This window comes from Runella zeae DSM 19591 (genome assembly GCF_000423565.1).
Classification (GTDB): domain Bacteria; phylum Bacteroidota; class Bacteroidia; order Cytophagales; family Spirosomataceae; genus Runella; species Runella zeae.
In genome coordinates this window covers 345020-371005 of sequence record NZ_AUIF01000003.1, presented here as the reverse complement: position 1 = coordinate 371005, position 25986 = coordinate 345020, and the positions used below count along the sequence as shown (strand labels likewise).

Genomic DNA, 25986 nt, shown 5'->3' with positions numbered 1-25986 from the left:
ACAGCCGGACTTGTAAAACTACCCTTGAATTAATTCAAGAAATACATCCTTTACTTGCGGTGCTTGAGCTTGCTGAGCCACTCGGGAGAGATACCCATAAACTCGGCAATAAATCGCGACGGAACCCGCTGAATAACGACCGGAAGTTGACTAATGAGATATTGGTAAAGTTGCTCAGAAGTATAAGCTATCAGTTTGAGTTTTAGGTCATTTTCCTCTTGCAATGCCTTAGTAACCATAGAATGATAAAACCTAAAAAGAGCCATATCTTCAGACATCAATAGTTGTAAGTCTTTTTTGGATAACACCAACACTTTAGCCCCACTGATGGCCCTTAGTTCGCAGCGCGTAGGCAATTCGGAAAAAAAACTATCGACACAACTCATAAAAGGATGTAAGTTGTCTAAGTAAAAGTTTATTGTTTTTTCTACTTCGTTTGCTTCATCTACATATCGGCATACAAACCCACCCTCTAATACAAAAAAAATCTTGTCGCATATTTCGCCCGGTATTACTAACAACTGCTGGTTTTTTACTTCTTGAAATTTGATAATTTCTAACAACTTCCTCACAGAATCTGACGAAACATTGGCCTTGAGAAGTTCTTGTAACAGGAGCTGAGGCAACATGATGGTATATTTAAATGGCCCTAAAACTACTAATTCTTACTTCTGACGTTTTTTCCCTATAAAAGTATCACAAACCCACCTAATCATTATAATCCCGCAATCTGGGGGATTTAAGGGTTGTACAAGTTTTGCCTATCTTTGTGTTTTCTCCTTCATCTATTCATCAATATACATGACAAAAACCACTATCTCTTTCTCGAAACACGTATATGCGGTCGGTCTTTTTGTTTGTTTGGTAGCAGGCCACTTAGCCGCCCAACAAAAAACGCTCTCTCTCACCGACATCTTTGGCCCGCAAGGCTCCATCTTCACACCACGTACCGTGTCGGGGGTCAATTGGATGAAAGCTGGCGGATTTTATACCACTCAGCAAAGTGGTAAAATCATCAAATACAGCATTGCGACGGGCGAAGCCGTCGAAACGCTGTTTGACCAAAGCACCGCCCGCGTAGAAGGCAGCAATCAAACCATCCAATTTGAAGCATACGAACTTAGCGGCGACGAGCGCAAACTCCTTCTTGCCACCAATATAGAGCGAATCTACCGCCGCTCTTTCAAAGCAGATTTTTATATTTATGATTTAGCTTCCAAAAAACTCACGCAGCTTTCCAAAAACGGAAAACAAATGCTGGCAACGCTTTCGCCTGATGGCAGCAAAGTGGTTTTTGTGCGCGACAATAATCTTTTCGTGACCGACCTCGCCACTATGACCGAACAATCCATCACTACCGATGGCAAACGCAACGAAATCATCAACGGCGCGTGCGATTGGGTATATGAAGAGGAGTTTAGCTTTGTCAAAGCTTTTGAATGGTCTCCCGACGGCAAAAAAATTGCTTTTTATCGCTTCGACGAAAGCCGTGTGCCTGAATACAACATGCAAATCTGGGGTGATTTGTACCCCAAAGATTATCGTTATAAATACCCTAAAGCGGGCGAGCCTAACTCTATCGTGCAGATTTGGATTCATGACTTAGCCACCGCTCAAAAAACCAAAATAGACGTAGGTACCGAAACTGACCAATACATCCCACGTATCAAGTGGACGCAAAACCCCAATTTGCTTTCCATCAAACGCATGAATCGTCTCCAAAATCGTCTGGATATTTTGCACGCCGACGCTACCAATGGCCAAACCCAAACCGTATGGAGTGAAGAAAGCAAGACTTATGTGGATTTGGAGTTTACCGACGACCTCACTTACTTAGCCGACGGCAAATCTTTCATACAATCGTCTGAAAAAAGCGGCTATAAGCATTTATACCAATACGACATGACGGGCAAATTGCTCAAGCAACTTACCTCGGGCGATTGGGAAGTAACCGATTTGCTGGGGATTGATGAAAAAAAACAAGTGTTGTATTTTACTTCTTCAATGGAGTCGCCCATGGAGCGGCATTTGTATAGCTTGAATTTGGCGATACCGGTTGCCAAAAAATCAAAAAAAGCATCCCCAATCACCCCGCCACAGCCTGTCAAACTTAGTACTCAAACTGGCTCTAATACCATCAATATGAGCCCTGACTTTAGTTACTATTTGCTCTATCATCAATCTTCACAACAGCCTCTGACGGTCAGCTTACACGAAGCTCCTACTCACAAAATAGTCAGAACCTTAGAAACCAACCAAGCCTTGCGCGAGCGCCTTGCGGCTTACAATCTGCCTCAACAAGAATTTTTTAAATTTACCACCTCGCTAGGTACAAGTCTTAACGGCTGGATGATCAAACCCACTGATTTTGACGGCAGCAAAAAATACCCTGTCTTGATGTTTGTGTATGGAGGGCCTGGCTCTCAGACCGTAAACAATACTTGGACCAATGCGCTCACGGCTTGGTTTAAACTTCTAGCTACCAAAGGCTACATCATCGTGTCGGTAGATGGACGCGGCACGGGTGCGCGTGGCAATGCCTTCCGAACCGCTACTTACGCCCAACTTGGCAAACTCGAAACCGAAGACCAAATCGAAGGAGCAAAATACTTAGCCACTCTCTCTTATGTGGATGCCTCCCGAATCGGTATTCATGGACATAGCTACGGGGGCTATATGACCTCTCTCTGTATGACTATCGGGGCCAATTACTTCAAAGCAGGAATTGCGGGAGCACCCGTGACTACTTGGCGATACTATGACACCATTTATACCGAACGCTACCTCAAACGCCCCCAAGACAATGCAGCAGGCTATGATGACAACTCGCCTATTCAGCATGTCAACAAACTCAAAGGCAAGTTTTTACTTATCCACGGTACAGGCGACGATAATGTACACTTCCAAAATTCGGTGGATTTTGTCAATGCGCTCATCAAAGCAGGCAAACAATTTGATTCGTTTTACTATCCCAATCGCAACCACGGTATCAGTGGCGGCAATACGCTCATGCACCGCTACCAAATGATGACCGACTGGGTTCTCAAAAACTTATAAAAAGTGAAACCCTTCCTACGATTTAAAACTGTAGGAAGGGTAACTTTATTTCTCTTTAAATAGTCCCTTCATAGGATAAATCCAAATATTCAATCTTTTCTAATTTACCTAATACTTGATTAAGTAAGCTTTTACGAATCTCTAGTTCAAGACTACATTCATTGTCAAAGTGCTGATTTTTGGGAATCAGTTCAAAACTCTTGATTACTTTCATCACCTCGTTCATTTGCTCATAAGGATACACCAAACGATATACATCTTTGACATGCTTTGTTACGATTTCCGCTTCTTTGAGAACCTCCTCTGTGGCGGTTTTATAGGCATTGATAAGCCCCGGTACTCCCAATAGCGTACCACCAAAATACCTGACCACCACTACCAAAACGTTGGTAATATCGTGGGCATAGAGTGTATTGAGAATAGGCTTGCCTGCCGTGCCCGAAGGCTCACCGTCGTCATTGGCTCGAAAGTGGCTTCTATCAAGTCCAAGCCGATAAGCATAACAGTGATGAACGGCTTTGGGGTGAAGTTCACGCAAGGCTATCAAATAAGGTTTGGTATCTTCTTCCTGACGAATAGGATACGCAAATGCTAAAAATTTGCTCCCTCTGTCACGAAAAAAACCTTCTACTGGAGTGACTATAGTTTTATAGGTATCGTCAAACAACATGCCCTAGAAAATAGTTAAATAATATGCCTTACAATTTATTGTTTTTAAAATATCCCAACATTGTCAATTCTTTAAATTTATCAATCTAAATATCCTATTTCGATTGTCAAGATGGTTTATTGACAAAAAAACTAAGTATTTCGTTTTTTAAATCCGGACAAAATTATCAATTTGACCACAAACTTAATTACAACCACTTATCCATTAGTAATTGTAAAGTTTTAGCCAAAGAACTTATTTTACCTTTCAATCCTATTTTTCATCTTAAATTATTTGACCCATGAAACAACCTAAATTACTGCTTTTTGCGGTAGTACTCGTTTGGGTAAATGCAGCCTTTGCTCAAACAGACTTAAAAAAGCCTATCCCTTTTGATTCTAAGGTGAGGTACGGAAAATTGCCTAACGGCATGACTTATTATATTCGTAAAAACGAAGAACCCAAGAAAAGGGCCGAGTTGTATTTAGTCAATAAAGTAGGAGCGATTCAAGAAGAAGACAAAGAGAATGGACTGGCTCACTTCACAGAGCACATGGCCTTCAATGGCACCAAAAACTTCCCTAAAAACGAGTTGGTAAGCTTCCTGCAAAGAGCCGGGATCAAATTTGGGGATGATCTCAATGCATTTACAGGACAAGACCAAACGGTGTATCAGCTTCCAGTCCCTACTGACTCAGCCGATATTTTTAACAAGGCTTTTGTGGTATTAGAAGACTGGGCTCATAATCTAAGCATGGATGGCGAAGAAATCGACAAAGAAAGAGGTGTCATCTTAGAAGAGCTTCGCGGTGGCAAAGGCGCCCAACAACGCATGAGAGACAAGTGGCTTCCTATCCTAGTGGGAGATTCTAAATATGGAAAACGCAACATCATCGGGACGGAAGATATCCTAAAGAACTTTAGCCACGAGACAATTCGCAATTTCTACAAAACATGGTATCGCCCTGATTTGCAAGCTATTGTTGCGGTAGGGGACTTTGATATTGACCAAGTAGAAAAAACCATTAAGCAGCGTTTTGGGTCTATCCCCAAAGCAGTGAAGCCCAAACCTTTTGGCAAGTTCCCGATTGCAGATTTCAAAGGTTCGCGTGTGGCTATCGTCACCGACCCAGAGTTTCCTTATATGATGGCTCAAATCATCACCAAACTCCCTAAAGCAGAGGAAAAAACCTTGAATGATTCACGCGAATCGCTCAAACGCAACTTGTTTAATCAAATGCTTCAAGCTCGCTTGCAAGAGCTTACCCAGCAAGCAGACCCTCCGTTTTTGTTTGGAAATGCGAGTTATAGTGGCTTCTTAGGCGATTATGATTCTTTCTTCAATATCGCAGTAGCCAAAGACGGCAATCTCGAACGCGCCGTAAAAGCAGTATTAGATGAAGGCGTACGTGCCAAAAACTTTGGGTTTACAGAGACCGAACTTGAGCGGGCAAAGGCTCAATTGATGACAAGTGTCGAAAAACGTTTTAAAGAAAAAGATAAAACGCGCTCGGCCAATTATGTCAACGAATACATGTCTCATTTCTTGGAAGAAAATCCAACGCCCGGTATTGAATTCCAGTATGAGTTTGTAAAAGAACAACTAGGAGGTATCAAACTAAACGAAGTCAATACCCTAGCCAACAAATACTTAACCAACGACAACCGCACGGTGATTGTGATGTCGTCAGAAAAAGACAAAGCCAAATTACCTAACGAAGCCACTGTGTTGGAATGGATTAACACCGCAGGAAAAGGCGTAACTGCCTATGTAGATAAGGTAGTAAACAAACCTTTGGTCGAAAATCTACCCGCTGCTGGCCGCACAGTCTCTACCAAAGAAATCCCCGAAGTCGGTGTTACAGAGCTTACCCTTAGCAACGGGGTAAAAGTAGTATTGAAACCTACTGACTTCAAAAACGACGAAATTCTCATCGGCGCACGTAGCCAAGGTGGAACTTCGCTTTATGACGAAAAAGATTTTATGAGTGCGGGGCTTTCTGACGCGGTAGTAGAAGAAAGTGGCGTAGGCGAATTTAGTCAAAATGCGCTAAAAAAATACCTCTCAGGCAAAGTAGTCAACGTGAGTCCTTTCGTGGGTGAAATTGAAGAGGGTTTTTCAGGAAATACAAGTCCCAAAGATGTGGAAACTGCGCTTCAGCTTATTTATGCGTATTTTACCAAACCTCGCAAAGACGATGATGTTATCAAAGGATTTTTGAATACTCAACGCTCGGCGATTCAAAACATGAAGGCCTCGCCTTCTCCCGAAATGGTATTCCAAGATAGCCTCAATACGGTACTAGGCAACTACAACTTCCGCCGCTTGCCTATCAGCGTAGAACGCTGGGATATGGTCAACGCCGACCGCGCTTATGCGATTTATAAAGAGCGTTTTGCCAACCCTGCTGATTTTACTTTCTTCTTTACAGGTTCGTTTAAAGTAGAGCAACTCAAGCCTTTGCTTGAAAAATACTTGGGTGCATTGCCTACCCAAAACCAGAAAGAGTCGTTCCGTGATTTGGGAATCCGCGCTCCTAAAGGCAAAATTGACAAGAAAGTTTACAAAGGTATTGAGCAAAAAAGCCAAGCGACTTTTGTATTTAGCGGCGACTATGACTACAACGACGACAACAACTGGCAGCTTGATGCACTTGAGGAAATTTTGAACATCAAGCTAATTGAGGTAATCCGCGAAAAAGAAAGTGGGGTCTATGGTATTGGCGCTCGTGCTAGTTACAGCAAAATCCCTGCACCTCGCTACAGTTTGCGTATTGGCTACGGAACCGGCCCTGACCGCGTCGAAGAGCTTGGCGTCAAAACATTGGCAGTGATTGACGAAATCAAGAAAAACGGAGCTACCCAAGCCGACATCGATAAGTTCAAAGCCGAAACTCGCCGTGCTACTGAAGTCCAAATGAAAGAAAATGGGTTTTGGCAAAACCAACTCATTGATGCCTACACCAAAGGCGAAGACCCCAAACATCTTTTGGATTGGGAAAAACAATTGGATAAAATCACGGTAGCAAGTACCAAAGCAGCGGCCAACAAATATCTCAGTACTGACAACTTTATCAAAGTGGTGTTGCTTCCTGAGAAAAAGTAGATTGAGTTTCTTTTAAAAACAAAAAAAGTCAGGAAAACCACCTGACTTTTTTTGTTTTATCTTCTCCGCTTCTTTTTTGGTGCGGGTTTTCGTCTAACAGGTTTCTTTTTGATGTATTTACGAGCCTCTGCTTTCTGGATAGCGGCCTCTTGTTCATCATGCGTAGTTGTACCGTCTTTTACAATGTCAGCAGGAGCGCCTAATTGCGAGACAGCCTTAGACTGAGCCGTAATTTCGGGCAAAGAACTTTGGGTAATAGATGCAATGGAAACACTAGGCTCAAAGGGACGTAACCTAAACTCATAGCTATATTCTTTGTCGGTCAAAAGGTATTCTGGATGAGTGCGCGGCGTCCAGCTATCATCACCTCCTAGCCCCATCAATTGGTAATCTAGATTTAAGGTTGTAGTTAGACCTTTCGACAATTGTTGAGTCGTTTTGGCTTTTAGCAAATCTTCTTCTGTATAATCCCGCACACTAAAGTTGAGGGTAGGAGCACCCATTACCATCATTCCAAAACCTAATGAGTCGGTCAATGCAGCCCAACGAACATCTGCTTTATTGCCATTTTCTTGCGCCATGATATATGGAAAATACTGCTCAGCCACTGTACCGCTGTATTCTCCAATTTTGGCCGCAGACTTCCGATCCCAATAGCTCTCAAAAGGTCCACGTCCATACCAAGTCAAGTTTCTAAAAGAAGCAGGTATCTGCAACTGCATCCCTACTTTGGGTAGCGGAGGCACGTTAGTGCCATTTACAGTGATTGAATTATTAACATTTACATCTCCCGAACCAAAAACCGTATAAACAGTTCTAACTACAAAATTGGTACCACCTTTGCCGACCCATGTGCTTTGGGTATGTACCCGTGCCACAGACGGACTAATCTGCTCTACTCTAATATCCCCGCCTAGCCGTCGGAGGCTATCAAGGCCAGCCGTACGCCAGCGTTCTGCAAAAGATTCTTTACCACCTCCTTCATCATTATCGGTAGGTACTCGCCAAAAATTTGGTTGTAAAGGAGTGACTATCAATTCTCTGTTTTTATAAATCCAAGAGCTAATTCCCACTACTTTACGGTCAAAAATCATTTTAAAATGGGGATTGGTGAGCTGAATCCCTCCACCTCGCACCAACCCAACTTTTACGGTAGCATTAGAGGGCCAGGTCACGGTAGTTTTTGGCGAAATCGGAGCTTTTACAAACAACTGCTCAGAAGCTACTTCATACCCTGCCGACGCCCAAGCGGTGTTGGCTTTGAGTTGTAGACTTAAAGTAAGGAAATATTCGGCACCATTACCCGTACTTGGTATTACAAAGGGTATTGATAGCTTTTGACTATTTCCTGCCGATGCATTCAAATCATTGATTTGTCCTTTTTGAATAGACTTGCCATTTTCTAAAAGCTCCCATACTAACTTAAAAGGACTCAGGCTCAAAAAATCGTATTTGTTTTGTAGCGTCACAATTGTATTGGAAGGGGCAATCGTATCATTAGGTGTAAACTTTACATACTGATACACATGCTTCACTTCATTGATTTCGGGCTGAGGTACTCTGTCTGGATTGACAAGTCCATCTCCAGCATTGGCGCCGTCGATATGGTTGATATGACTTATATAAGAGCGGCCATTTTTATCTTTTAAAAACAACCCTTGATCCACCCAATCCCAAATGAAACCACCTTGCATATGGGGATTTCTTTCGATGGCCTCCCAATAATCCCTCAAATTTCCGACACTATTTCCCATTGAATGCGCATACTCACAAATAATATAGGGCCGATTAGGGTCTTTTTTTACCATTGCTTCCATTACTTGCACTGATGGGTACATCGTCCCGTTGATGTCAAAATTTGTAACGGGCTGCTCTGGATCTTCAAAAGATTTGGGGTAGTTGGCTCGCCCTTCATAATGGATAGGTCGAGTAGGGTCAATGAGCCGGATGATTTGGGCCATATCTTGGAAGTTTCGTCCCATACCCGATTCATTACCCAACGACCAAATGATGATAGACGGATGATTTTTGTCGCGCTCTACCATCACTTTTCCACGAGCTACAAAAGCATCTTTCCAATCAGCATTGTTGGCCAATATGATTCCTTTGTTTTGCCACAAATCATGGCTTTCAATATTGGCTTCATCAATGACATACAGACCGTATTCATCACAGAGGTCATACCAGAGTGGGTCGTTAGGGTAATGTGAACTCCTTACCGCATTGATATTGTGCTGTTTCATCAATACAATATCCTTTATCATTGACTCTCGGCTTATCGTACGGCCTGTATTGGGTTCAAATTCATGACGATTTACCCCTTTCAACAATACAGGTTTTCCATTTACCAACAATTTTCCTTCTTTGATATTGACTTCTCTAAAACCTACTCTATTGCTCAGAACTTCTACGATTCGACCTTCTCCGTCTACTACTTGCATCGTAAGTTTATACAGATTTGGCGTTTCGGCAGTCCAGCGGGCGGGGGTCGGAATAGTGGCCGTCAGATTCAAGTAGGATTCATCTTTGGGATCCATCATCGGGATGTTTTTAATCCATTCTGTCTGGACAATTCTCCCGTCGGGATCGTACAACTTAAATTTGACTTGATATTTGTCTTGGACTTGAGAGGAGAAATTTTTAACAAAAGCAGATACCTTAAGAGTCGCGTTCTGGTAATTTTCGTCTAGGTCTGTTACTACATAATAATCCCTGATATGAATCGTAGGAACAGTATATAAATATACATCCCGAAAAATCCCCGAAAGTCGCCAAAAGTCTTGATCTTCGAGATAACTCCCGTCCGACCAGTTGATTACTTGAACCGCGATTTGATTGTCTCCGGGCCGTAGGTTTTTTGTGATATTAAATTCAGCCGGAGTCATCCCGTCCTCATGATACCCCACCTGAAGGCCATTGACCCATACATAAAACGCCGACTGCACTCCCGCAAAATGTAAAAAAACATCGCGCCCTTGCCAGTTGGAAGGCAAGCTAAAGGAGGTTCGATACAGACCTACCGCATTGGTATCTGCCACAATACGCGGTGGATTTGCCGGAAAAGGATGCTTGATATTAGTAAAAATGGGGCGGTCGTAAGGTCGACCTTCTTTGGCTCCCACCACCTGCCAATTAGAAGGAACGGGCAAATCATCCCAAGTGGAAGTATTTACATTTAATTGAAAAAAATCGCCAGGCACTTTAGACGGGTGAGATACCCATTTGAATTTCCAGGTTCCGTTCAATAATTTGAAATAAGGAGAACTTGTTTTGTCAAATTTTAACGCGGATACTTCATCGGCGTAGGGAATGAAAGTAGTATGAGGCCGCTCGGTGTTTCGACTAATAACGGCGGGGTTTTCCCAATCGGGTAAATCTTGTGCAAATCCAACATAGGTTAGGAAGAGGGATAAAAAAACGCTTAACTTGCGCATAATTCATAGCGGGTTAAATTCAAGAAACGCAACACAATCTTACAAAATAAAAGCACTTTTGGCATAACCAATAGAAAGAAAACGAAAAAAGCAAATAGATTATTGGATAGGTATTTATATACCATTTACAATACAAAGCATACTAAACACAACAAAAACCACCTATAATAACCTGTAATAGAAGGCATTACTGGCACTTATTTAACCCCTAAATCTTGTTCTATTTTTTCATTAAAACTTCGCCCTTATCATGCTTTTAGCCGTCGACGTTGGCAACACGGATACCGTTTTTGGAATTTGGCAAAACAATAAATGGACTCATATCTTCAGAACACGCTCGCTTACTGAAGAACCCTCTTTTCATTATGAAACCAATCTACGGCTGCATTTTTTGGAAGCCAATCTAGCGCTTGATAAAGTTACTACGACGGTTTTGAGTAGTGTGGTTCCTCCCCTTACCGCTACTATTAAAAATATGCTTACGCACTTATTTGGAAAAGCGCCCATAGTAGTAGGCCCAGAAGTATATCCTGACTTGAAAGTAGAAATTGAACATCCTCACGAAATTGGGAGCGACCTCGTTGCCAACGCAGTGGCGGCTTTTACAAAATACAACCGCAATGCTGTAGTGGTGGATTTTGGCACGGCTCTTACATTCACTACGGTATCAGGACAGGGAAAAATCTTGGGAGTAGCTATCGCTCCAGGCCTTAAAACCGCCGTAAAAGCTTTGTTTTCAAATACCGCCCAACTGCCCGAAGTGCCCTTGAAACTACCCGAATCTGCCATTGGCAAAAATACGACTCATGCCATTCAAGCTGGGATTTTGCTTGGTTATGAAAGCTTAGTGAGGGGGATGATTACACGTATACGCCGCGAACTTGACGGTGACTGTATCGCCTTGGCTACGGGTGGGTTGTCATCTATTATCGACACTTTACACGGAGAGTTTGTGGAAATAAACCGAAATCTGACCTTGGATGGCTTACGTATTATAGGTCAAAAAATTCAAAGTGAAGCAAAAAAATAAGAATGCGTTAGCCAACGCATTCTTACCAACAACACTAACATCTATAGTTTAATTTTATAAGAAAGACCTATCAAAAAGCGGTTTTCTTGCTTTCCTATCAACCGATAATCGGTAAAACCAGAAAGCTCGAGCTTATGATGTTTGTTAATCTTCATCTCCACTCCTGCTTTATTTCGCATTTGGTCAAAACTACCACCAATTTCATAAAATAAGTCAGTCGAGATATAAGGGGTAAAGCGTGTTTTGTTAGGATACGACAATTCAAACTTGTTTCTCACATAGCTGCTATTGTTTTCGGCAGCTTGGTCATCGTCTTGAAACTGATTTTGATAACGCAATCGATAGTCAAATTTCAACTTCCAGAGCTTATGGTCATACGCCAAATCGGCATAAAATCGATTGTATGAACGATACTCATATCCTGAGCCGTCGGCATTTTTTTTGCGCCGCCCGATATATCGATAATACCCCGACACCTCCCAATGTTTTCCCAATTTGTATCCTACTCCAAGCTCTCCTAGGTAAGCCCTCAAAATCGAGATATTGTCGGTCAGGCGAGTCTGGGCATTGAGACTTACCGAAAGCGATTTATTGATTTTTTTTTCCACCCCTATTCCCGACCATAGCCCAATATCAGTGGCTTGGGCATGGGTTAGTTGGGGAGCTACCCATAGCATCACTACCAAAGTTGATATTTGCCAGCCATTAGCAATAAAACAAGCGTTGGAATTAGGCATTTTCCAAAACAGGCTTTTCCAGTTTCTTTTCATCGGAAGCGGTAGTTTGGTAGTAAAAAATGGTAATGAGTGCCGAATCTTTCAAAAAATCCATGTGTTGAATTTCTAAACGATGAATGTCAAGCCCTGTCCTAGCCTGAAGGTCACGGAGCAATTCTGCTTTTTTGTCGGGCAACACCAACTCAATTTTATCATAATAGATATTTTTAGTTAGTTCACGCTTCATCAGTAAGTTGCCTTCTAAGAGCCAAATAGCCAGTATAATTATTCCATTTACCAAGCCCAATTCATCCCAGCTTCCTTTGATAATAGCCGATATAAGCCCAATCGAAATTAGAATAAACAGGTAAGTCATGTCTTTGGCCGAAATTCCTTCGGTACGGTAGCGCAGCATCGAAAACACCGCAAACAACCCAAAAGCTGCTCCCATCGACATTTGTACTTTATTGAGTAGATAGGTCACCAAAAAAATGACCAAATTGAACCCAAAAAATGTAAGGAAGAGGTCGGTTCGGCGATATATACGATAATAAATCAGTCTGACCAAAATCGTTACCGTGAGCAAATCAACCGCAAGTCTTACAAAAAACTTTTCGGGGAGCTTGTTAAACCATTCAAAGGTATCGGCTACTGCCAATTCTTGTAGGAAAATCATCGTTTATTAGTTTAGAGGAAACACAGGTGTTCAGACTGCCCAAGTGTTGATTTTGAGCAAATGCTTCAATTTATTTTTAAATCTATTTTTCTTCACAGTGCTATCTAGGCTAATCACTCCCAAACAATATTTGCTTAGTGAACCTTGGCGCAGGCGATAGTGCTTCATTAAGTCCATAAACATCGAATGTTTGAGCGAATCTTGCTTTACTTCAGCTACTACGAGATGTTCATAGGTTTTGCGCGAGTGGTCGTTGCGAAACGACAAGTTGAGGTCTAGGGTAAGGCGTTCGGCGGTAGTGCGGCTTACCAACGTAAGCCTCGTATAATCGACCCACAAAACTGCTTTCAAAAGTTCAGGTTCAAAGGGCGTCTGACGGCGCAAAAAAGCTTCCGTATCTTTCTCTAACTCAGGAGTAGCAGTTTTGATAGGAATACGCGTTTTGATAGTACGACCTTTATTGTTCTTGAATTTTACTTCTGTAAAACTTGAATTGGTCTGTACATAATTCCGCTGTCGAATCTTATAACGATTAAATCTCCCCGTTTGATGATCATGATAAAGCTGCATATCTTCTGTATCAAAATAGAGCGTTTGATAATCGCACATACGCTGACCTTCAATTTCTAAGAGACGATAATGAGGCCTTAGATCATCAAGAATACTAGACAACATCGACAAAGGAACCAAAAATTTAGCATCGGTTCGATTCATAAGTTTTACGCCGTCCATTTCTGCTAATGAAATAGGTTCGTACAAACTTGTCTTCTGGACTACAGTGGGCGGAATGATAAGTGCTCCCATTTATTTCAAAAAATTATTAACATCCTGATTACGAGTCACCACATGTTGCTTCAACACCGCCAATGCAGAAGTAAATGCCGCAGTATTGGTAAGATGGGTATAAGGTGCTACTTCTTTTTCAGTACCATTTACGTAAGGAGTAATGAGAGTGGTGTATTTCTCAAAAAGCTCGTTCATTTTGGCAGGAGTGAAAACATTATCTGCAAATGCCCTGACGTACTGTTTGTATTTAGCATAGTACACGGCATCTGCCGCTACATTTCGAATTAGTGGCCAGCCTGCCCCCACTTCAGTCATGGATAGAGATACAGCAGCTCTTCCACCGATACCCCCAGCCATATTACCTCCGCTAGTCGAAGTAGAAGTCATAGACATGTTATGATCCCAAGGTATCCAAGTGAGCTTGTTTGTGGGTGAATTATAGAGATAATAGTTGTGCGCCATCGCACCATACGAATCCCAGTTGACGATGGTATTGTTAATAGCCAGATACTTGAGATAATTATCTACGTTAAAAGTCTTCTCCAAATTGGCACGCCATTGAGCAGGGTTGGTGGTTCTATCAGTGTTGTTTAGGGCGGCGACAAAAGCCTGAACGTCACTATAGTCGGGGGTTGTTTCATTATTTTTCTTCTCAAACTGAGATTGCACAAAAGTCTGAAATGTTGATTCGGGCTTATAGATATTCCCTTTATCTTCACCAAACTGTTTTTCGACCATTGTATCATCAATTACTTCCACTGTAGTATATACGCCGCAGTATTTAAGCCCTTCTCCAAAATCAATATAGATTTTATAGAAAGCTGTTTGTGCAGCTGCCACTCCTCCCATTCTGAAAATATCAGCTACTACTTTTTCGCGGATAAGCGAATTGTCGGAATAAGCAGGCGACATCGACAACTCCTGAAAACCATAAAAACGCTGATTGTCTATCTCAGGATATTGGTCTTCGTATTCATCCATTTTGAGACGGAAAGGCAACTTATAAATCCCTGCTCTCCAAGTAGATGAAAGACTGGAGTTACCTTTGAGCCGAAAGCCAACTTTATTCCAAGTTTTTCCATTAAACTTCATGGTAGCGGCCACATAAATAGGGTCGCCCGAAATAAGATCAAGAGCGCCATTCCCATTGCCTCCTGGTACACCCCCGCTAGGAGGTGCCCCTCCTGGATTTCCTCCAGGGTTTCCTCCCGTATTCATACCCCCACCTGCTCCAAAAGCCGTTCCGCTTTTGGTCTGCATGTCTGCTTTGATAGCCGTCCAATCAGCCGCTGTTAGCGTGATTTCGAGGGTATTGACTTGGTTTTGTAGAAATACCACTTCATAGTTGGGTTCCACATCATTACTGTGTGATTCTGTAGTCCAATCTGGATTAGAACTACTAGGCGTGACGTCCGAAGTTTTATCTTTGCACGCCATAGTAAGGTACAACAACGCGGTGATTATCCACGCATATCGAATCGATTTCATAATTAAACTGAGGTGTCAGGTAAGTTATTAATTTATACGCAAAATCCTTAGAGGCCGTTGCAAGTTACTTTTGTACTTTTTCGAGAAATACGCTCATTGCTTTCTGCCTTTCCACTACGTGCTCATTCAATTGGGCGGTACTATTCTCAAAATCTTCGGTATTTTTCAGGTGTGAATAAGGTCGCTTTTCTTTTAATTCTCCCGTTATATAGGGAGCAATAAGAGCATGATTTTTGGCAAATAGTTTTTCCATATTCTCTGGTGAAAAAACTCCCTTCCTAAATGCATCCACGTACGAAATATATTGATCAAAATAGACAGGGTCATCGGCCAAATATCGAATCAAGGGCCATTGTTTTCCTACCTCTTTTATATTAAGCGATACATTGCCCATCATGGGAGGAGCACTGGGAGGAAACCCAAAACCCTCAGGTGGACTTCCTCCCAATGGGCCTGTTCTAGCCATTGGGCTGCCCTTACCGCCTCTGATCAACATAGCCTCGTTATGATCAAACCAACCCTTTCGTAGGCGAATGATAGAGGTAATAATTGTGAGGCATAGCCCCATACGAATCCCAATTGACGATACTGTTGTTCACAGCCAAATATTTCAGAAAATGAACCACGTCAAACGTTTTCTCAAGCTTAGTCCTCCACTCAGGGGCATTGCTTATACGAAGTGAATCGTCGTTCAGAATATTAACAAACCCCTCAACATCACTGTAATTTGCCTCTTTCTTGTGATTTTTTTTCTCAAATTGGCCCCTATTAAATCGTGATAGAGTAGATTCAGGTTTATAAATATTGCCTGAGGATTCGCCAAACTGACTTTGAATCATGGTGTCGTCTATTACTTCTACCAAAGTATAGATGCCACAGTATTTGAGTCCTTCTCCAAAATTGATATAGATTTTGTAGAAAGCAGTTTGAGCGGCAGGCACCCCGGCTTGCCGAAAAATATCCGACGTAATTTTTTCGCGAATTAGGGAATTATCGCCCACTGCCGGCGAAAACGACAGCTCTTTGAAACCATAAAAATCTGGGTTTTGATTTTGGGGAATCCGCTTTTTAAATTCATCAAAATCTACCCTAAAAGGAAGTTTATATATCCCTTCCCCCCAAGTACGCATAAGCGTTGAATTTCCTTTGAGTCTAAAACCTACACTGCGCCACACCTTTCCCCTAAATTTCAAGGATGCTTCTACGTATTGAGGCTCTGCATTTCCAAAAAACATCGGTGGCCTCCCTCCTTCTCTAGGAGGTCTTGGGCTCTGCTCTTTGTCAAAAGGCAGTCGAGATGGGTTGCTCATTTTACCAAACTCCTGCTTGAATTTGGCTTTCATGTCTACATTGATTGTATCCCAAGCGCTTTTTGACAAGGTTATTTCAAGGGTATTAACGCGGTCTTGCGGAAACACCACCTGATAGTTTGGTTTTGATGGCGAGGTTGTTTTTACCTGCGAGGTAAGGTGGCCATAGGTAGCTACTCCACCTAACATCCCTATTCCGGCTATTATAAAAATCTTAGTGATTGCCATTTTTATGCTCTGTTTGTGAAGGATTACGGTCACTAAACGCAACCTGTGGCAATCTCTTGGCTAAGTGTAGAGAGGGAGGCTAAATGTGTAGAACAATGTTAAGAAATTGTTAAGAAAATTAACCTAATATTGCCTCACTCTAAAAATTCATAAACAATGAAGTACCTCCAGCGATACAATGTTTTGCTGCATATATTGGGGTGGAGTGTGTTTATATGTACTCCCTTCTTAGTCTTTCCATTTTCTGAATTTTCGAAAGAACCTCACTTCAAAAGGATGATATTCATCAAATTATTTGAGAATGGACTCTTTATTTTATTTTTTTATCTCAATCTCCAACGATACACCCCGGCCTTGCTCACTACCAAAAAGGCATTGCCTTTTGTAATAGCTTTTTTGGTAGGTTTCTTTATTTGTCTTTTGGTCCCAGATTTCTTACTACGTTCTTTTGTCTTTAATGGACAAGGTTTTATACCAAAACCGCCCGCTAACTTTCGTGGTGTGCCTCCCCCTCCGCCACCTTCTTTTTTTATTCCTATTCCTCGTATTATCGCTACTTTCTTGTCTTTTTCTTTTGTGTCATTAGTAAGTTCGATGCTTGCTCTAGTGAGGGATCGCCTCCACGAACAAGAAGAAAAACAACAGATTCAGTTAGAAAAAGTAGCGGCCGAGTTGGCGGTTTTAAAACTTCAAATCAGTCCGCATTTTTTGTTCAATACCCTCAACAATCTACGTTGGCTTACCCGCCAAAAGTCTGACAAAGCGGAAGAGATCGTGGTAAAATTATCTCAACTTTTGCGATACATGATTTATGAAGCAAATGCCGAAAAAGTCCCCTTAATAAAAGAAATCAATCACCTAGAACATTACATCGACCTTCAAAAAATAAGGCTCACGTCCAAGGATGAGGTTTTGTTGATATATGAAGGAGAAATCGACTCGTTAGTCATTGAGCCGTTGTTGTTTATTCCTTTTGTAGAAAATGCCTTCAAATATGGCCTACACAGCAGTCATAGGAGTCAAATTATTTTCAAGATAATCGTCCAAAATAAGAAACTCAATTTTAGGGCCGAAAATCCTATTTTTGACAACAACCTACCACCCGAAGGACAGTCTGGCATTGGGATTCAAAATGTACGCCAACGCTTAGCGTTACATTATCCAAGCACCCATGATTTACAAATCAAACAAGAAAACGGTATTTTTAAAGTCAGCCTCCATTTAGTTTTACAACCATGACACGACTTAAGTGTATTGCGATAGATGATGAGCCTTTTGCGCTTGAAATGCTTGCCGACGATATTGGCCAAGTAGATTTTTTGGAGTTAGTAGCTACTTTTTCCAATCCACTCTCGTCGGTAGAGCTACTTTCTGAAGGAATGATTGATTTGATTTTTTTGGATATACAAATGCCCACTCTGACGGGCATTCAGTTTTTAAAGAACCTTCAAAAACCTCCAATGGTGATTTTTATTACCGCCTATCAACAATACGCCCTAGAAGGATATGAGCTCAACATCATTGATTATTTACTCAAACCTGTGCCCTTTCAACGATTTTTAAAAGCCTGCGAAAAAGCCCAAGAATTGTTTTTACTACGTCAAAAAGATATAGTAACACCCTCAGAAGCAGCGCAGAATTTCTTTTTTGTTTTTTCGGAATACAAGCAAATCAAATTGTTTTTTGATACGATTCTTTACATAGAAGGAATGAAGGACTACGTCAAAATATACACTACCCAACAGACTAGGCCTATTTTGACACGACTTAATTTGAAAGCCATAGAAGCCAAACTCCCCGTCAGTCAGTTTTGTAGAGTACATCAATCGTTTATTGTAGCACTCGACAAGATTACGGCATTTCAGAAATCTAAAATTCAGATTTCACAAACGCAAATCCCCGTCGGTAGTCGGTTTTTGAGTCAATTTGAGGAGCAATACCGCAAGCCTAACTAACGTGCCAAAAGTAGAGTGCCTGTTTTGACAAATCCTTTGCCTAAAGAGTCTTTGATCTCGATACGGTAAATATAAGTTCCCTCCGAAGCTGGCTGACCATTGATTTTTCCATCCCATCCGTCAAAAGCGTTATCGGTTTCAAAAAGAGGCTGTCCCCAACGATTGTATATAATTAGCTTTGAGGTATCCAAAAACTGTCCTTTGGGAGCAAATTTATCGTTGATATTGTCATCGTTTGGCGAAAAAGCATCGGGTACAAAAACCGTAGCTTCACGCTGAAATACAAAAAAATTGGAATAACTAGCCCCCGCTCCTCCTTGAGGATAAGCAATGATACGATACCTAAACAATTGTTGATTGGGGTTATAAACCTCTGGATTATAACTCAGATTACCTCCTACAGGTACCTGATCTACCAAAATGCCTTGTTCGTCCAAAATCTCCAATTCGTATTGATTCACCTGAACCTCAAAGGGAGACTGAGAGGTCCAGTCCACCGTTGAGGTGGTTTTGGAAGTGAGATAAACACTACAGAGAGGTGGCGTAGGTTCTGAGCGATTTCCGCAAGCATTTTCATATTGAATTTTATAACAATAAGATTGTTTGGCAGGGTCTGCTTCGTTGTCGATATACAAAAATGAGTTACTTTGGGTAGCTATTTCTTTAAAATTATTACTACCATCATCCGAACGTAGATAAACTAACTTATAAGAATTTGTAATGCCCGAAGTAGGAGATGTACTGATTACGTGTATTTTTTGGGTACTTTCATCTACACTAACAGAGGGCGTTCTTACTCCAGAGGGAATGATGTTAGAAATCGCTTTGACGCATTTGAGCGATGATACCGACTCCACTCCTCCCGATAGCTGAACCACCAATTGATAGCAATATTGCTCTCCACACACTACATTGGCGTCGATTTGGGTAGTAGTAGCAATACTCGGAACCACCTGAGCTATGGATGAGTTTCGGACAATCCTGTAGCCCAGAAAATTTGGATCCGTAGGATATTGCTTCCATTTCAGTTCATTTTGTCGGTTTTGGGCGGTTACTTCTAGGTTGGTAGCACATACTACATTAGAGAGTTGCGTAGAAGTATTTTCGCAGCCATCTTTTGCAGAGAGTCTAAAGCAATAATCGTTGTTGAGGGCGTTGATGTTACTTACTATCACTGTAGTAGTATCATTGGTAGTCATAAGTTGGCCTGAGCTACGATAAGTTCCGTTGTTTTCGCTTACCTCTACTTCGGCAGCAGCACCTTGGGTACCTCTCACCAAGATTGCTACAGTGCCATTGTCGCGCACTGTTACTTTACGAATAGCCACTGATGAAAGAGGTGTAGTATTGAGTGCTATACCTGCGGAGGGTTTGACACAGCCTCCTACCACCTCACCTCCTACCAGTCCCGACACCAAAACATTGGCAGTACTGATGGCCGAGGAATAAGCATGAAGAGATTTCATATTGCTGCTTTTTGATACCAAGCTTGTGGTACCATCTCCCCAATCAATTCTGAACTCATCATACCGCTGCGCTGTGCTATCGTCAGGAATAGTGACTTGCACTTGGCGCCCACTACAAGCTCTTACCGTAAAATTAGGGGGGTAATACACCTCCACTGTTCGGCAAGCAATGGAGCCGGTACCATTACTAGCAAATTGTAAAATCTGATAAGTACCTTGCTTAAAATATTTGAATTTTTTTACATTCGTTAGTCCCCCGTTAGGTAACGTAGGATCCCCTCCTCTATAATCAAAAACATAGGTATCATTTGCCACTGTTCCTTCAACCGTCACCTCAAAACCGTTGTTTTGGAAAGCACAGCCTTTGACTGTTCCATTCGTGCCATTGACCTTGAAGCCTCCCTGAGCTGCATTGGAGTTTGTACACCAGTTGATTTGCTGAGCATAAACACCTGTAAAACAGACACATGAAAACAAAAATAAAAGATATCTCCTCATAGCTTTTCGATTTCTACTTTCCTTCCCGCCAAAGAACGTATCTTTGCTGAAAGTTGTTTCACTAACACACTGAGTACGGTTTTGCTTTAACAAGTATGTAAGCATAAAACGTGATTTTCAACATTCTATTTCTTATCTGATACATGGATAGCAATAATAATACCAATTCCATTCCACTCGACTCAATTGAAGATGCGATTCGTGAAATTAGGGAAGGAAAAATCATCATTGTAGTTGATGATGAAGACCGAGAAAATGAGGGAGACTTCATATGTGCTGCCGAAAAGATTACCCCAGAGATGGTCAATTTTATGGTCAAAGAAGGACGCGGTTTGATGTGTGCTCCTCTTACAGTAGAACGCTGCGACGAACTGGGTCTTAAAATGATGGTCGGTAACAATACCTCTAGTCACGAAACTCCTTTTACTGTTTCGGTAGATTTGTTAGGTTATGGCTGTACTACGGGAATTTCGGCTTCTGACCGCGCCAAAACTATCCAAGCCTTGGTAAACCCTGACACGCGCCCCGAAGAACTTGGGCGCCCCGGACATATTTTTCCGCTTCGTTCGATGCCGGGTGGGGTATTGCGGCGTACGGGCCATACCGAAGCCGCCATCGATTTTGCTAGATTGGCGGGATTGGCGCCCGCAGGTGTGCTAATCGAAATTCTTAACGAAGACGGTAGTATGGCTCGCCTGCCTGAGCTGAGGGTATTGGCCGACAAGTTTGATATGAAGCTAGTATCCATCAAAGACCTGATTGAGTATCGCCTTCGTACCGAAACGCTCATCAAGCGCGAAATCGCCGTAGATATGCCTACTGAATGGGGGCATTTTGAGATGGTTGCGTTTAGACAAACCAATACCGACGATTTGCACTTAGCTCTCATTAAAGGCACTTGGGAAAAAGACGAACCTATTTTAGTAAGAGTGCACTCTTCTTGTGTTACTGGCGATATTTTTGGATCGTGCCGGTGCGACTGTGGACCACAGCTTCATGCTTCTATGCAAATGGTCGAAAAAGCTGGCAAAGGAGTGGTGGTTTATATGAATCAAGAAGGCCGTGGGATTGGTCTTATCAACAAATTGAAGGCTTATAAACTTCAAGAAAATGGCCTTGATACTGTGGAAGCCAATATTGCTCTGGGCTTCAAAATGGACGAGCGCGATTATGGTGTAGGAGCCCAAATTTTGCGCGATTTGGGAATCAGCAAAATCAATCTGATTTCAAACAATCCTAAGAAAAGAGTAGGCTTGATGGGATATGGTCTCGAAATCGTGGACGTAACTCCCATCGAGATGCTTGCTAACCCTCATAATGAAGGATATTTGCTTACTAAAAGAGACAAAATGGGCCATCGCCTGACCCAATTTGAGAGTGTAAAAGAATAAAGTTTTTTAACTCTTCATATACCAATAAAAAATGGAAATCGGTGAATGCCGATTTCCATTTTTTATTGAACCACCTCCTCCTAAAACAATACCGCTCTAATTACCAAAGGGCTAGAAGTAGGATAAATATTTTCGGAAGGATACGAAGGATTGACGAGACTATTGTAGCTCAGATTGTAAAGCAACATAATGTTGAATGCTTTAATAAATCGCCCACCTATGGGTGTAGAATAGGAAGCTCCCACCAGAGCAGAATTAATCCATTTACGACGGGCAATCCCATTGGAGAGATAATCGCGGTATTGGACATTTAGGGTTTCGTACTCTGCGTTTAGATTGATGCTTTCAAATACATTAAACATCCCAAACACTCTCCCTCCGTAGTTATCGTAGCTTTCTTTGTAGGCAGCAGTACTCCCAAAAGAACGATAACGAATACTCGTGTATTGATAAGTGACACCAGCACCCAAGGCCAAGCGGTCTGTTACTTGATATCCCGCCACGGGCGATACGCCTATACTCGTCACTGTTCCAAACGAAAGCGGGCCGATACTTCCCCCTAAGCGCAATTTGTCCAAAGCTGAAGGAGCACGCTCGGGTTTTTTCTTGGGAGGTTCATTCATAACCTTGATAGGTCCTTCTTCCTGCCTTACCGGAGGTGCATCGGGATTAGCTGTATTTTGGGCCAAGGCCGAAAATGCAAAAAGCCAGCCAAGAACCCCTAGCATCAATGTGGTATTTCTCATGGTGTTGTTATAAATAAAGAATAAAAGATACTTAGTATAATACGTGCGAAATAAGGCTTTTGTTTCAAACGAAATTCAAAGATAAGCTATTGCGTAGTTAGCTCTCTGAAAACTTCTTCGAGCGGTTTACCTTCATTTTGTAAATCTTCCAAAATACGATTGGCCACTACTCTACCTCGATTGATAATGACAACACGATTGCAAATAGCCTCTACCTCTTGCATAATATGCGACGAAAACAATACGGTTTTTTGTTGACCAACGGTCTTGATAAGATTTCTAATCTCAATGATTTGATTGGGGTCTAGGCCTGTAGTAGCTTCATCCAAGATAAGTACGGGTGGATTGTGAATCAATGCCTGCGCCAAACCTACACGCTGCCGATAGCCTTTGGATAACTGCCCAATTTTTTTGTGTTGCTCTATCTCTAACCCACACATTTCTATCATTTCATTGACTCGAAGGGTAAGTTCTCTACCTTTGAGGTCATACAAGGCTCCCACAAAACGCAAAAACTCTTTGATGTACATATCAGTGTAGAGAGGATTGTGCTCTGGCAAATACCCTATACTACGCCGTACCTGCATGGAGTGCTGAGCTACCTCAAAACCATTGACTTCTACTTTACCGCTAGTAGCCGATAAATAGCAAGTGGTGATTTTCATGGTAGTAGATTTACCCGCACCATTAGGGCCCAAAAAACCTACAATTTCTCCGGGATTTACATCAAAACTTATATCATCGACAGCCTTTTGACTGCCATAAATTTTCGTAAGGTTTTGGATACGGATAGACATGTTTTTTATAGAATTGGGGCGAAAATACAAAATTCTCACGTAGGGTCTTGTATCTTTGCTAGTAGGATTGAGGTAGATTATACGTTATCTGAAATTTTTTATCTTTTAATTCGCTTCAGATAACATTTAACGGACAATATTTTATGAGATTGTTTTATCGTTTTACATTCATATTTTTAAATTTACTACTAGCTCAAAATAAGTTATTTGCGCAGTTTCCTTTTATTGTGACCAGCAATGTACCCACGACTATTTGTTCGGGTACTAACTTGTCAGTGGCATTTTTGGTTTCGAACGTCACCGGAAATCGCCAATATACCGTTCAGCTTTCCAACTCTAGCGGGTCTTTTACTTTTTCTACTCCTACCGTACTTGCCACTGGTACAAGTAGCCCTATTGTAGTTACTATTCCTGCCAACACCCCCGTGGGAGATTATCGTATTAGGGTCATTACAGATGTGGCGGGTGTTACTTATGTCCCCTCCGAATCTTTTACCCTACTCCATCCCGCTACAGCCACTCTCAAAGGCGACACTACTATCATCAGAGGAGGAAGTGCCACCCTCACTGTGCAGTTTACAGGCAGTAGTCCTTGGACTTACACATTTACCAATACAAACACAGGCACTACTTCCACCAACCCTCTCCTAGGAGCTGTACAGCCCACTGTTTCGACGACCTATGCCTTACAATCTGTTAGTAATGCCTGCGGCCCAGGCACCGTGGCAGGCAGTGCCCGTATCAAGGTACTTCCTATCATCAATGCCAGTTTTACTCCTACAAGCCTCTGTGCGGGAGCTTCTTCGTCAGTAGCATTTACTCAAATAGGTACTTTTGATACCACTCAAGTGACGTATACTGCCCAATTGTCAAATGCTACGGGGAGTTTTGGCAGTCCTATTGCCATAGGTACAGCTACTGCTAGCCCTATTAGTGTGGTGCTGCCAGCCAATCTCGCCGCTGGAGCGGGCTATCGTATCAGAGTAGTAGCCAATGCCGCAGCCTCTTCCAATACCACTGATGCTTTTGCGATAAAGCCCTTACCCACTGCTATCATTACTGGCACCAATACCATCGGTATTGGCGACTCTACCAACCTTTCCGTTGCGTTTACGGGTGAAGCACCTTGGACTTACCAAATCAGTGGCCGTACCGCTGCCACTACCAATACCTCCCCCACCACCGTACGAGTAGCCCCCACTACTACTACTAACTACACGCTCACTTCAATAAGCAATGCCTGTGGCATAGGTACCGTTTCGGGCAATGCTCTTATTACGGTCATTCCTCGTATTAGCGTGGCAGAATTAGCTTTAGGAAGTGTGTGTGCCGGCGTAGGAGTTAGTTTGCCTTTTACCGTTAGTGGCATTTTCTCGACGACCGTGACATATACAGCTCAGCTATCTGATGCCGTAGGGAGTTTTACAAATCCTTTGTCATTAGGAACCGCCTCAAGTAGCCCTATCAATATTACTTTACCGACTACCTTACCCGCTGGCAGTTTGTACCGTATTCGGGTGATTGCCAGTGCTCCTGCTAGCAGCGTAAGCAGCGAGCCTTTTGTACTTAAAGTACGTTCTAGTGCTTCTATTAGTGGCAATACAACTATCAATTTTGGAGAAAACACCTCTTTGGTACTTACCTTCTCAGGAGAAGGCCCTTGGACCTATACTTTATCCGACGGAACTACTGGCTCAACTTCTACTTCTCCTTTGACCATAAACCTGACACCTTCTCAAACCACGGCTTATACCATCACGTCGGTCAAAAACGCCTGTGGAGAAGGAACTGCTACTGGTAGTGCTACTGTGACGGTGATTCCCCGCATCATGACCGAAGACTTGAGCACTGGCATCTGCGCTGGTAAAGAAACAGACATAAAATTTACGATTGGCGGCTCACTCCCAGCCAATACGGTGTTTCAAGCGCAATTATCCGATAAAAATGGGTCTTTTGCCAACCCAACCATTATTGGTACGGCCAGCCAAAGCCCCATTAAAGTATCTATCCCTACAACGCTCGAACAAAACGGGAAATATCAAATACGTACCATAGCAGTAAATAATGCGGCGATTGTGAGTGTTCCCTCTGCTCCTTTTTCGTTGGCTCTTGCGCCTACTGCCGTGCTTAGCGGTGGCGGTAATTTCCCAATCAAACCGGGCGAAGAGTTTTTATTGATTATACAGCTAGGAGGTGATGGTCCTTGGACGTACGTATTGTCTGACAATACCACGGCTACTACTAGCACGTCTCCTGCTATCGTCACAGTAAAGCCCGATTTCCCCACAACTTATACCTTAAAATCAGTCTCTAATGGTTGTGGTACGGGTACGGTTTCGGGCAGCGCCACAGCCAATGTCATCATTACGAGCATCAATCCAGCTCAGCAAGATATTTTTACGGTGTTCCCAAATCCTTCTACCAATCAGCTTTATCTCAAAACCTCTCATCCCAAAGCTCAAGAATGGGAACTGCTGGATTTACAAGGTAGACTAATTCAAAAACGGCAATGGGATATGAGACCTGATTTTGAAGATACGATTGATATACGTAATCTTCCCTTAGGTACTTATCTGATTCGCGTCAAAATTGAAAACCAATGGCTTCATAAAAAAATCATAAAAAAGTAAAGGCGGGAATTCCCGCCTTTACT

Annotated in this window: 19 protein-coding genes; 7 read left to right on the top strand and 12 right to left on the bottom strand. The window is 42.3% G+C overall.

Annotation, left to right across the window (positions count from 1 at the left end):
• Window positions 1-50 precede the first annotated feature (50 nt).
• Complete coding sequence (locus G563_RS0101610; protein WP_028663752.1) at window positions 51-629, bottom strand: Crp/Fnr family transcriptional regulator; 579 nt, start codon at window positions 627-629, stop codon at window positions 51-53.
• Between the two features lie 172 nt (window positions 630-801).
• Here G563_RS0101610 and G563_RS0101605 point away from each other — a divergent pair, with 172 nt between their 5' ends.
• Window positions 802-3057, top strand: coding sequence for a S9 family peptidase (locus G563_RS0101605; RefSeq protein WP_051210691.1), 2256 nt, complete (start codon window positions 802-804; stop codon window positions 3055-3057).
• A 55-nt stretch (window positions 3058-3112) separates the two neighbouring features.
• Here the strand turns inward: G563_RS0101605 and G563_RS0101600 are convergent, their stop codons facing one another.
• Window positions 3113-3727 (bottom strand): IMPACT family protein, encoded by a 615-nt coding sequence (locus G563_RS0101600; protein ID WP_028663750.1) that lies wholly within the window; start codon window positions 3725-3727, stop codon window positions 3113-3115.
• Between the two features lie 280 nt (window positions 3728-4007).
• Here G563_RS0101600 and G563_RS0101595 point away from each other — a divergent pair, with 280 nt between their 5' ends.
• Window positions 4008-6812, top strand: a complete 2805-nt coding sequence (locus G563_RS0101595) for a M16 family metallopeptidase (protein WP_028663749.1) — start codon at window positions 4008-4010, stop codon at window positions 6810-6812.
• A gap of 56 nt (window positions 6813-6868) precedes the next feature.
• On the opposite strand, the gene lacZ is transcribed toward G563_RS0101595, so the two are convergent.
• A complete protein-coding gene (gene lacZ / locus G563_RS33475; protein ID WP_037325760.1) occupies window positions 6869-10246 on the bottom strand; it encodes a beta-galactosidase, LacZ type in 3378 nt (1125 codons plus the stop codon).
• 250 nt (window positions 10247-10496) lie between these two features.
• On the opposite strand from lacZ, the gene G563_RS0101585 reads away from it, so the two are divergent.
• Complete coding sequence (locus G563_RS0101585; RefSeq protein WP_028663748.1) at window positions 10497-11276, top strand: type III pantothenate kinase; 780 nt, start codon at window positions 10497-10499, stop codon at window positions 11274-11276.
• A 41-nt stretch (window positions 11277-11317) separates the two neighbouring features.
• Here the strand turns inward: G563_RS0101585 and G563_RS0101580 are convergent, their stop codons facing one another.
• From G563_RS0101580 to G563_RS33470, 6 genes are all read right to left on the bottom strand, one after another.
• Window positions 11318-12046 (bottom strand): DUF2490 domain-containing protein, encoded by a 729-nt coding sequence (locus tag G563_RS0101580; RefSeq protein ID WP_028663747.1) that lies wholly within the window; start codon window positions 12044-12046, stop codon window positions 11318-11320.
• Window positions 12006-12668, bottom strand: coding sequence for a DUF4956 domain-containing protein (locus tag G563_RS0101575; protein ID WP_028663746.1), 663 nt, complete (start codon window positions 12666-12668; stop codon window positions 12006-12008). Before G563_RS0101575 ends, G563_RS0101580 begins: the two co-directional genes overlap by 41 nt.
• A gap of 30 nt (window positions 12669-12698) precedes the next feature.
• Entirely contained in the window at window positions 12699-13472 is a 774-nt protein-coding gene (locus G563_RS0101570; RefSeq protein WP_028663745.1) for a polyphosphate polymerase domain-containing protein, read from the bottom strand.
• Window positions 13473-14942, bottom strand: coding sequence for a CotH kinase family protein (locus G563_RS0101565; protein WP_028663744.1), 1470 nt, complete (start codon window positions 14940-14942; stop codon window positions 13473-13475).
• Window positions 14943-15006: 64 nt separating this feature from the next.
• Entirely contained in the window at window positions 15007-15408 is a 402-nt protein-coding gene (locus tag G563_RS36675; RefSeq protein ID WP_169579705.1) for a CotH kinase family protein, read from the bottom strand.
• 43 nt (window positions 15409-15451) lie between these two features.
• Window positions 15452-16480, bottom strand: coding sequence for a CotH kinase family protein (locus G563_RS33470; RefSeq protein ID WP_084650724.1), 1029 nt, complete (start codon window positions 16478-16480; stop codon window positions 15452-15454).
• A gap of 156 nt (window positions 16481-16636) precedes the next feature.
• On the opposite strand from G563_RS33470, the gene G563_RS0101555 reads away from it, so the two are divergent.
• A complete protein-coding gene (locus G563_RS0101555; RefSeq protein WP_028663743.1) occupies window positions 16637-17719 on the top strand; it encodes a sensor histidine kinase in 1083 nt (360 codons plus the stop codon).
• Window positions 17716-18435, top strand: a complete 720-nt coding sequence (locus G563_RS0101550) for a LytR/AlgR family response regulator transcription factor (RefSeq protein ID WP_028663742.1) — start codon at window positions 17716-17718, stop codon at window positions 18433-18435. The genes G563_RS0101555 and G563_RS0101550 overlap by 4 nt, the downstream gene beginning before the upstream one ends.
• Here the strand turns inward: G563_RS0101550 and G563_RS36670 are convergent.
• Window positions 18432-20399: a T9SS type B sorting domain-containing protein gene (locus G563_RS36670; RefSeq protein WP_028663741.1), complete on the bottom strand. Its 1968-nt coding sequence runs from the start codon at window positions 20397-20399 to the stop codon at window positions 18432-18434. The two genes, G563_RS0101550 and G563_RS36670, sit on opposite strands and share 4 nt — an antisense overlap.
• A gap of 143 nt (window positions 20400-20542) precedes the next feature.
• Between G563_RS36670 and G563_RS0101540 the strand changes: the two genes are divergently transcribed.
• A complete protein-coding gene (locus G563_RS0101540; RefSeq protein ID WP_028663740.1) occupies window positions 20543-21790 on the top strand; it encodes a bifunctional 3,4-dihydroxy-2-butanone-4-phosphate synthase/GTP cyclohydrolase II in 1248 nt (415 codons plus the stop codon).
• Between the two features lie 80 nt (window positions 21791-21870).
• On the opposite strand, the gene G563_RS36665 is transcribed toward G563_RS0101540, so the two are convergent.
• Both G563_RS36665 and G563_RS0101530 read right to left on the bottom strand, forming a co-directional pair.
• Entirely contained in the window at window positions 21871-22536 is a 666-nt protein-coding gene (locus tag G563_RS36665) for a hypothetical protein (RefSeq protein WP_051210688.1), read from the bottom strand.
• 86 nt (window positions 22537-22622) lie between these two features.
• Complete coding sequence (locus G563_RS0101530) at window positions 22623-23333, bottom strand: ATP-binding cassette domain-containing protein (RefSeq protein ID WP_028663739.1); 711 nt, start codon at window positions 23331-23333, stop codon at window positions 22623-22625.
• 143 nt (window positions 23334-23476) lie between these two features.
• On the opposite strand from G563_RS0101530, the gene G563_RS0101525 reads away from it, so the two are divergent.
• Complete coding sequence (locus G563_RS0101525; protein ID WP_028663738.1) at window positions 23477-25963, top strand: T9SS type A sorting domain-containing protein; 2487 nt, start codon at window positions 23477-23479, stop codon at window positions 25961-25963.
• Window positions 25964-25986 lie beyond the last annotated feature (23 nt).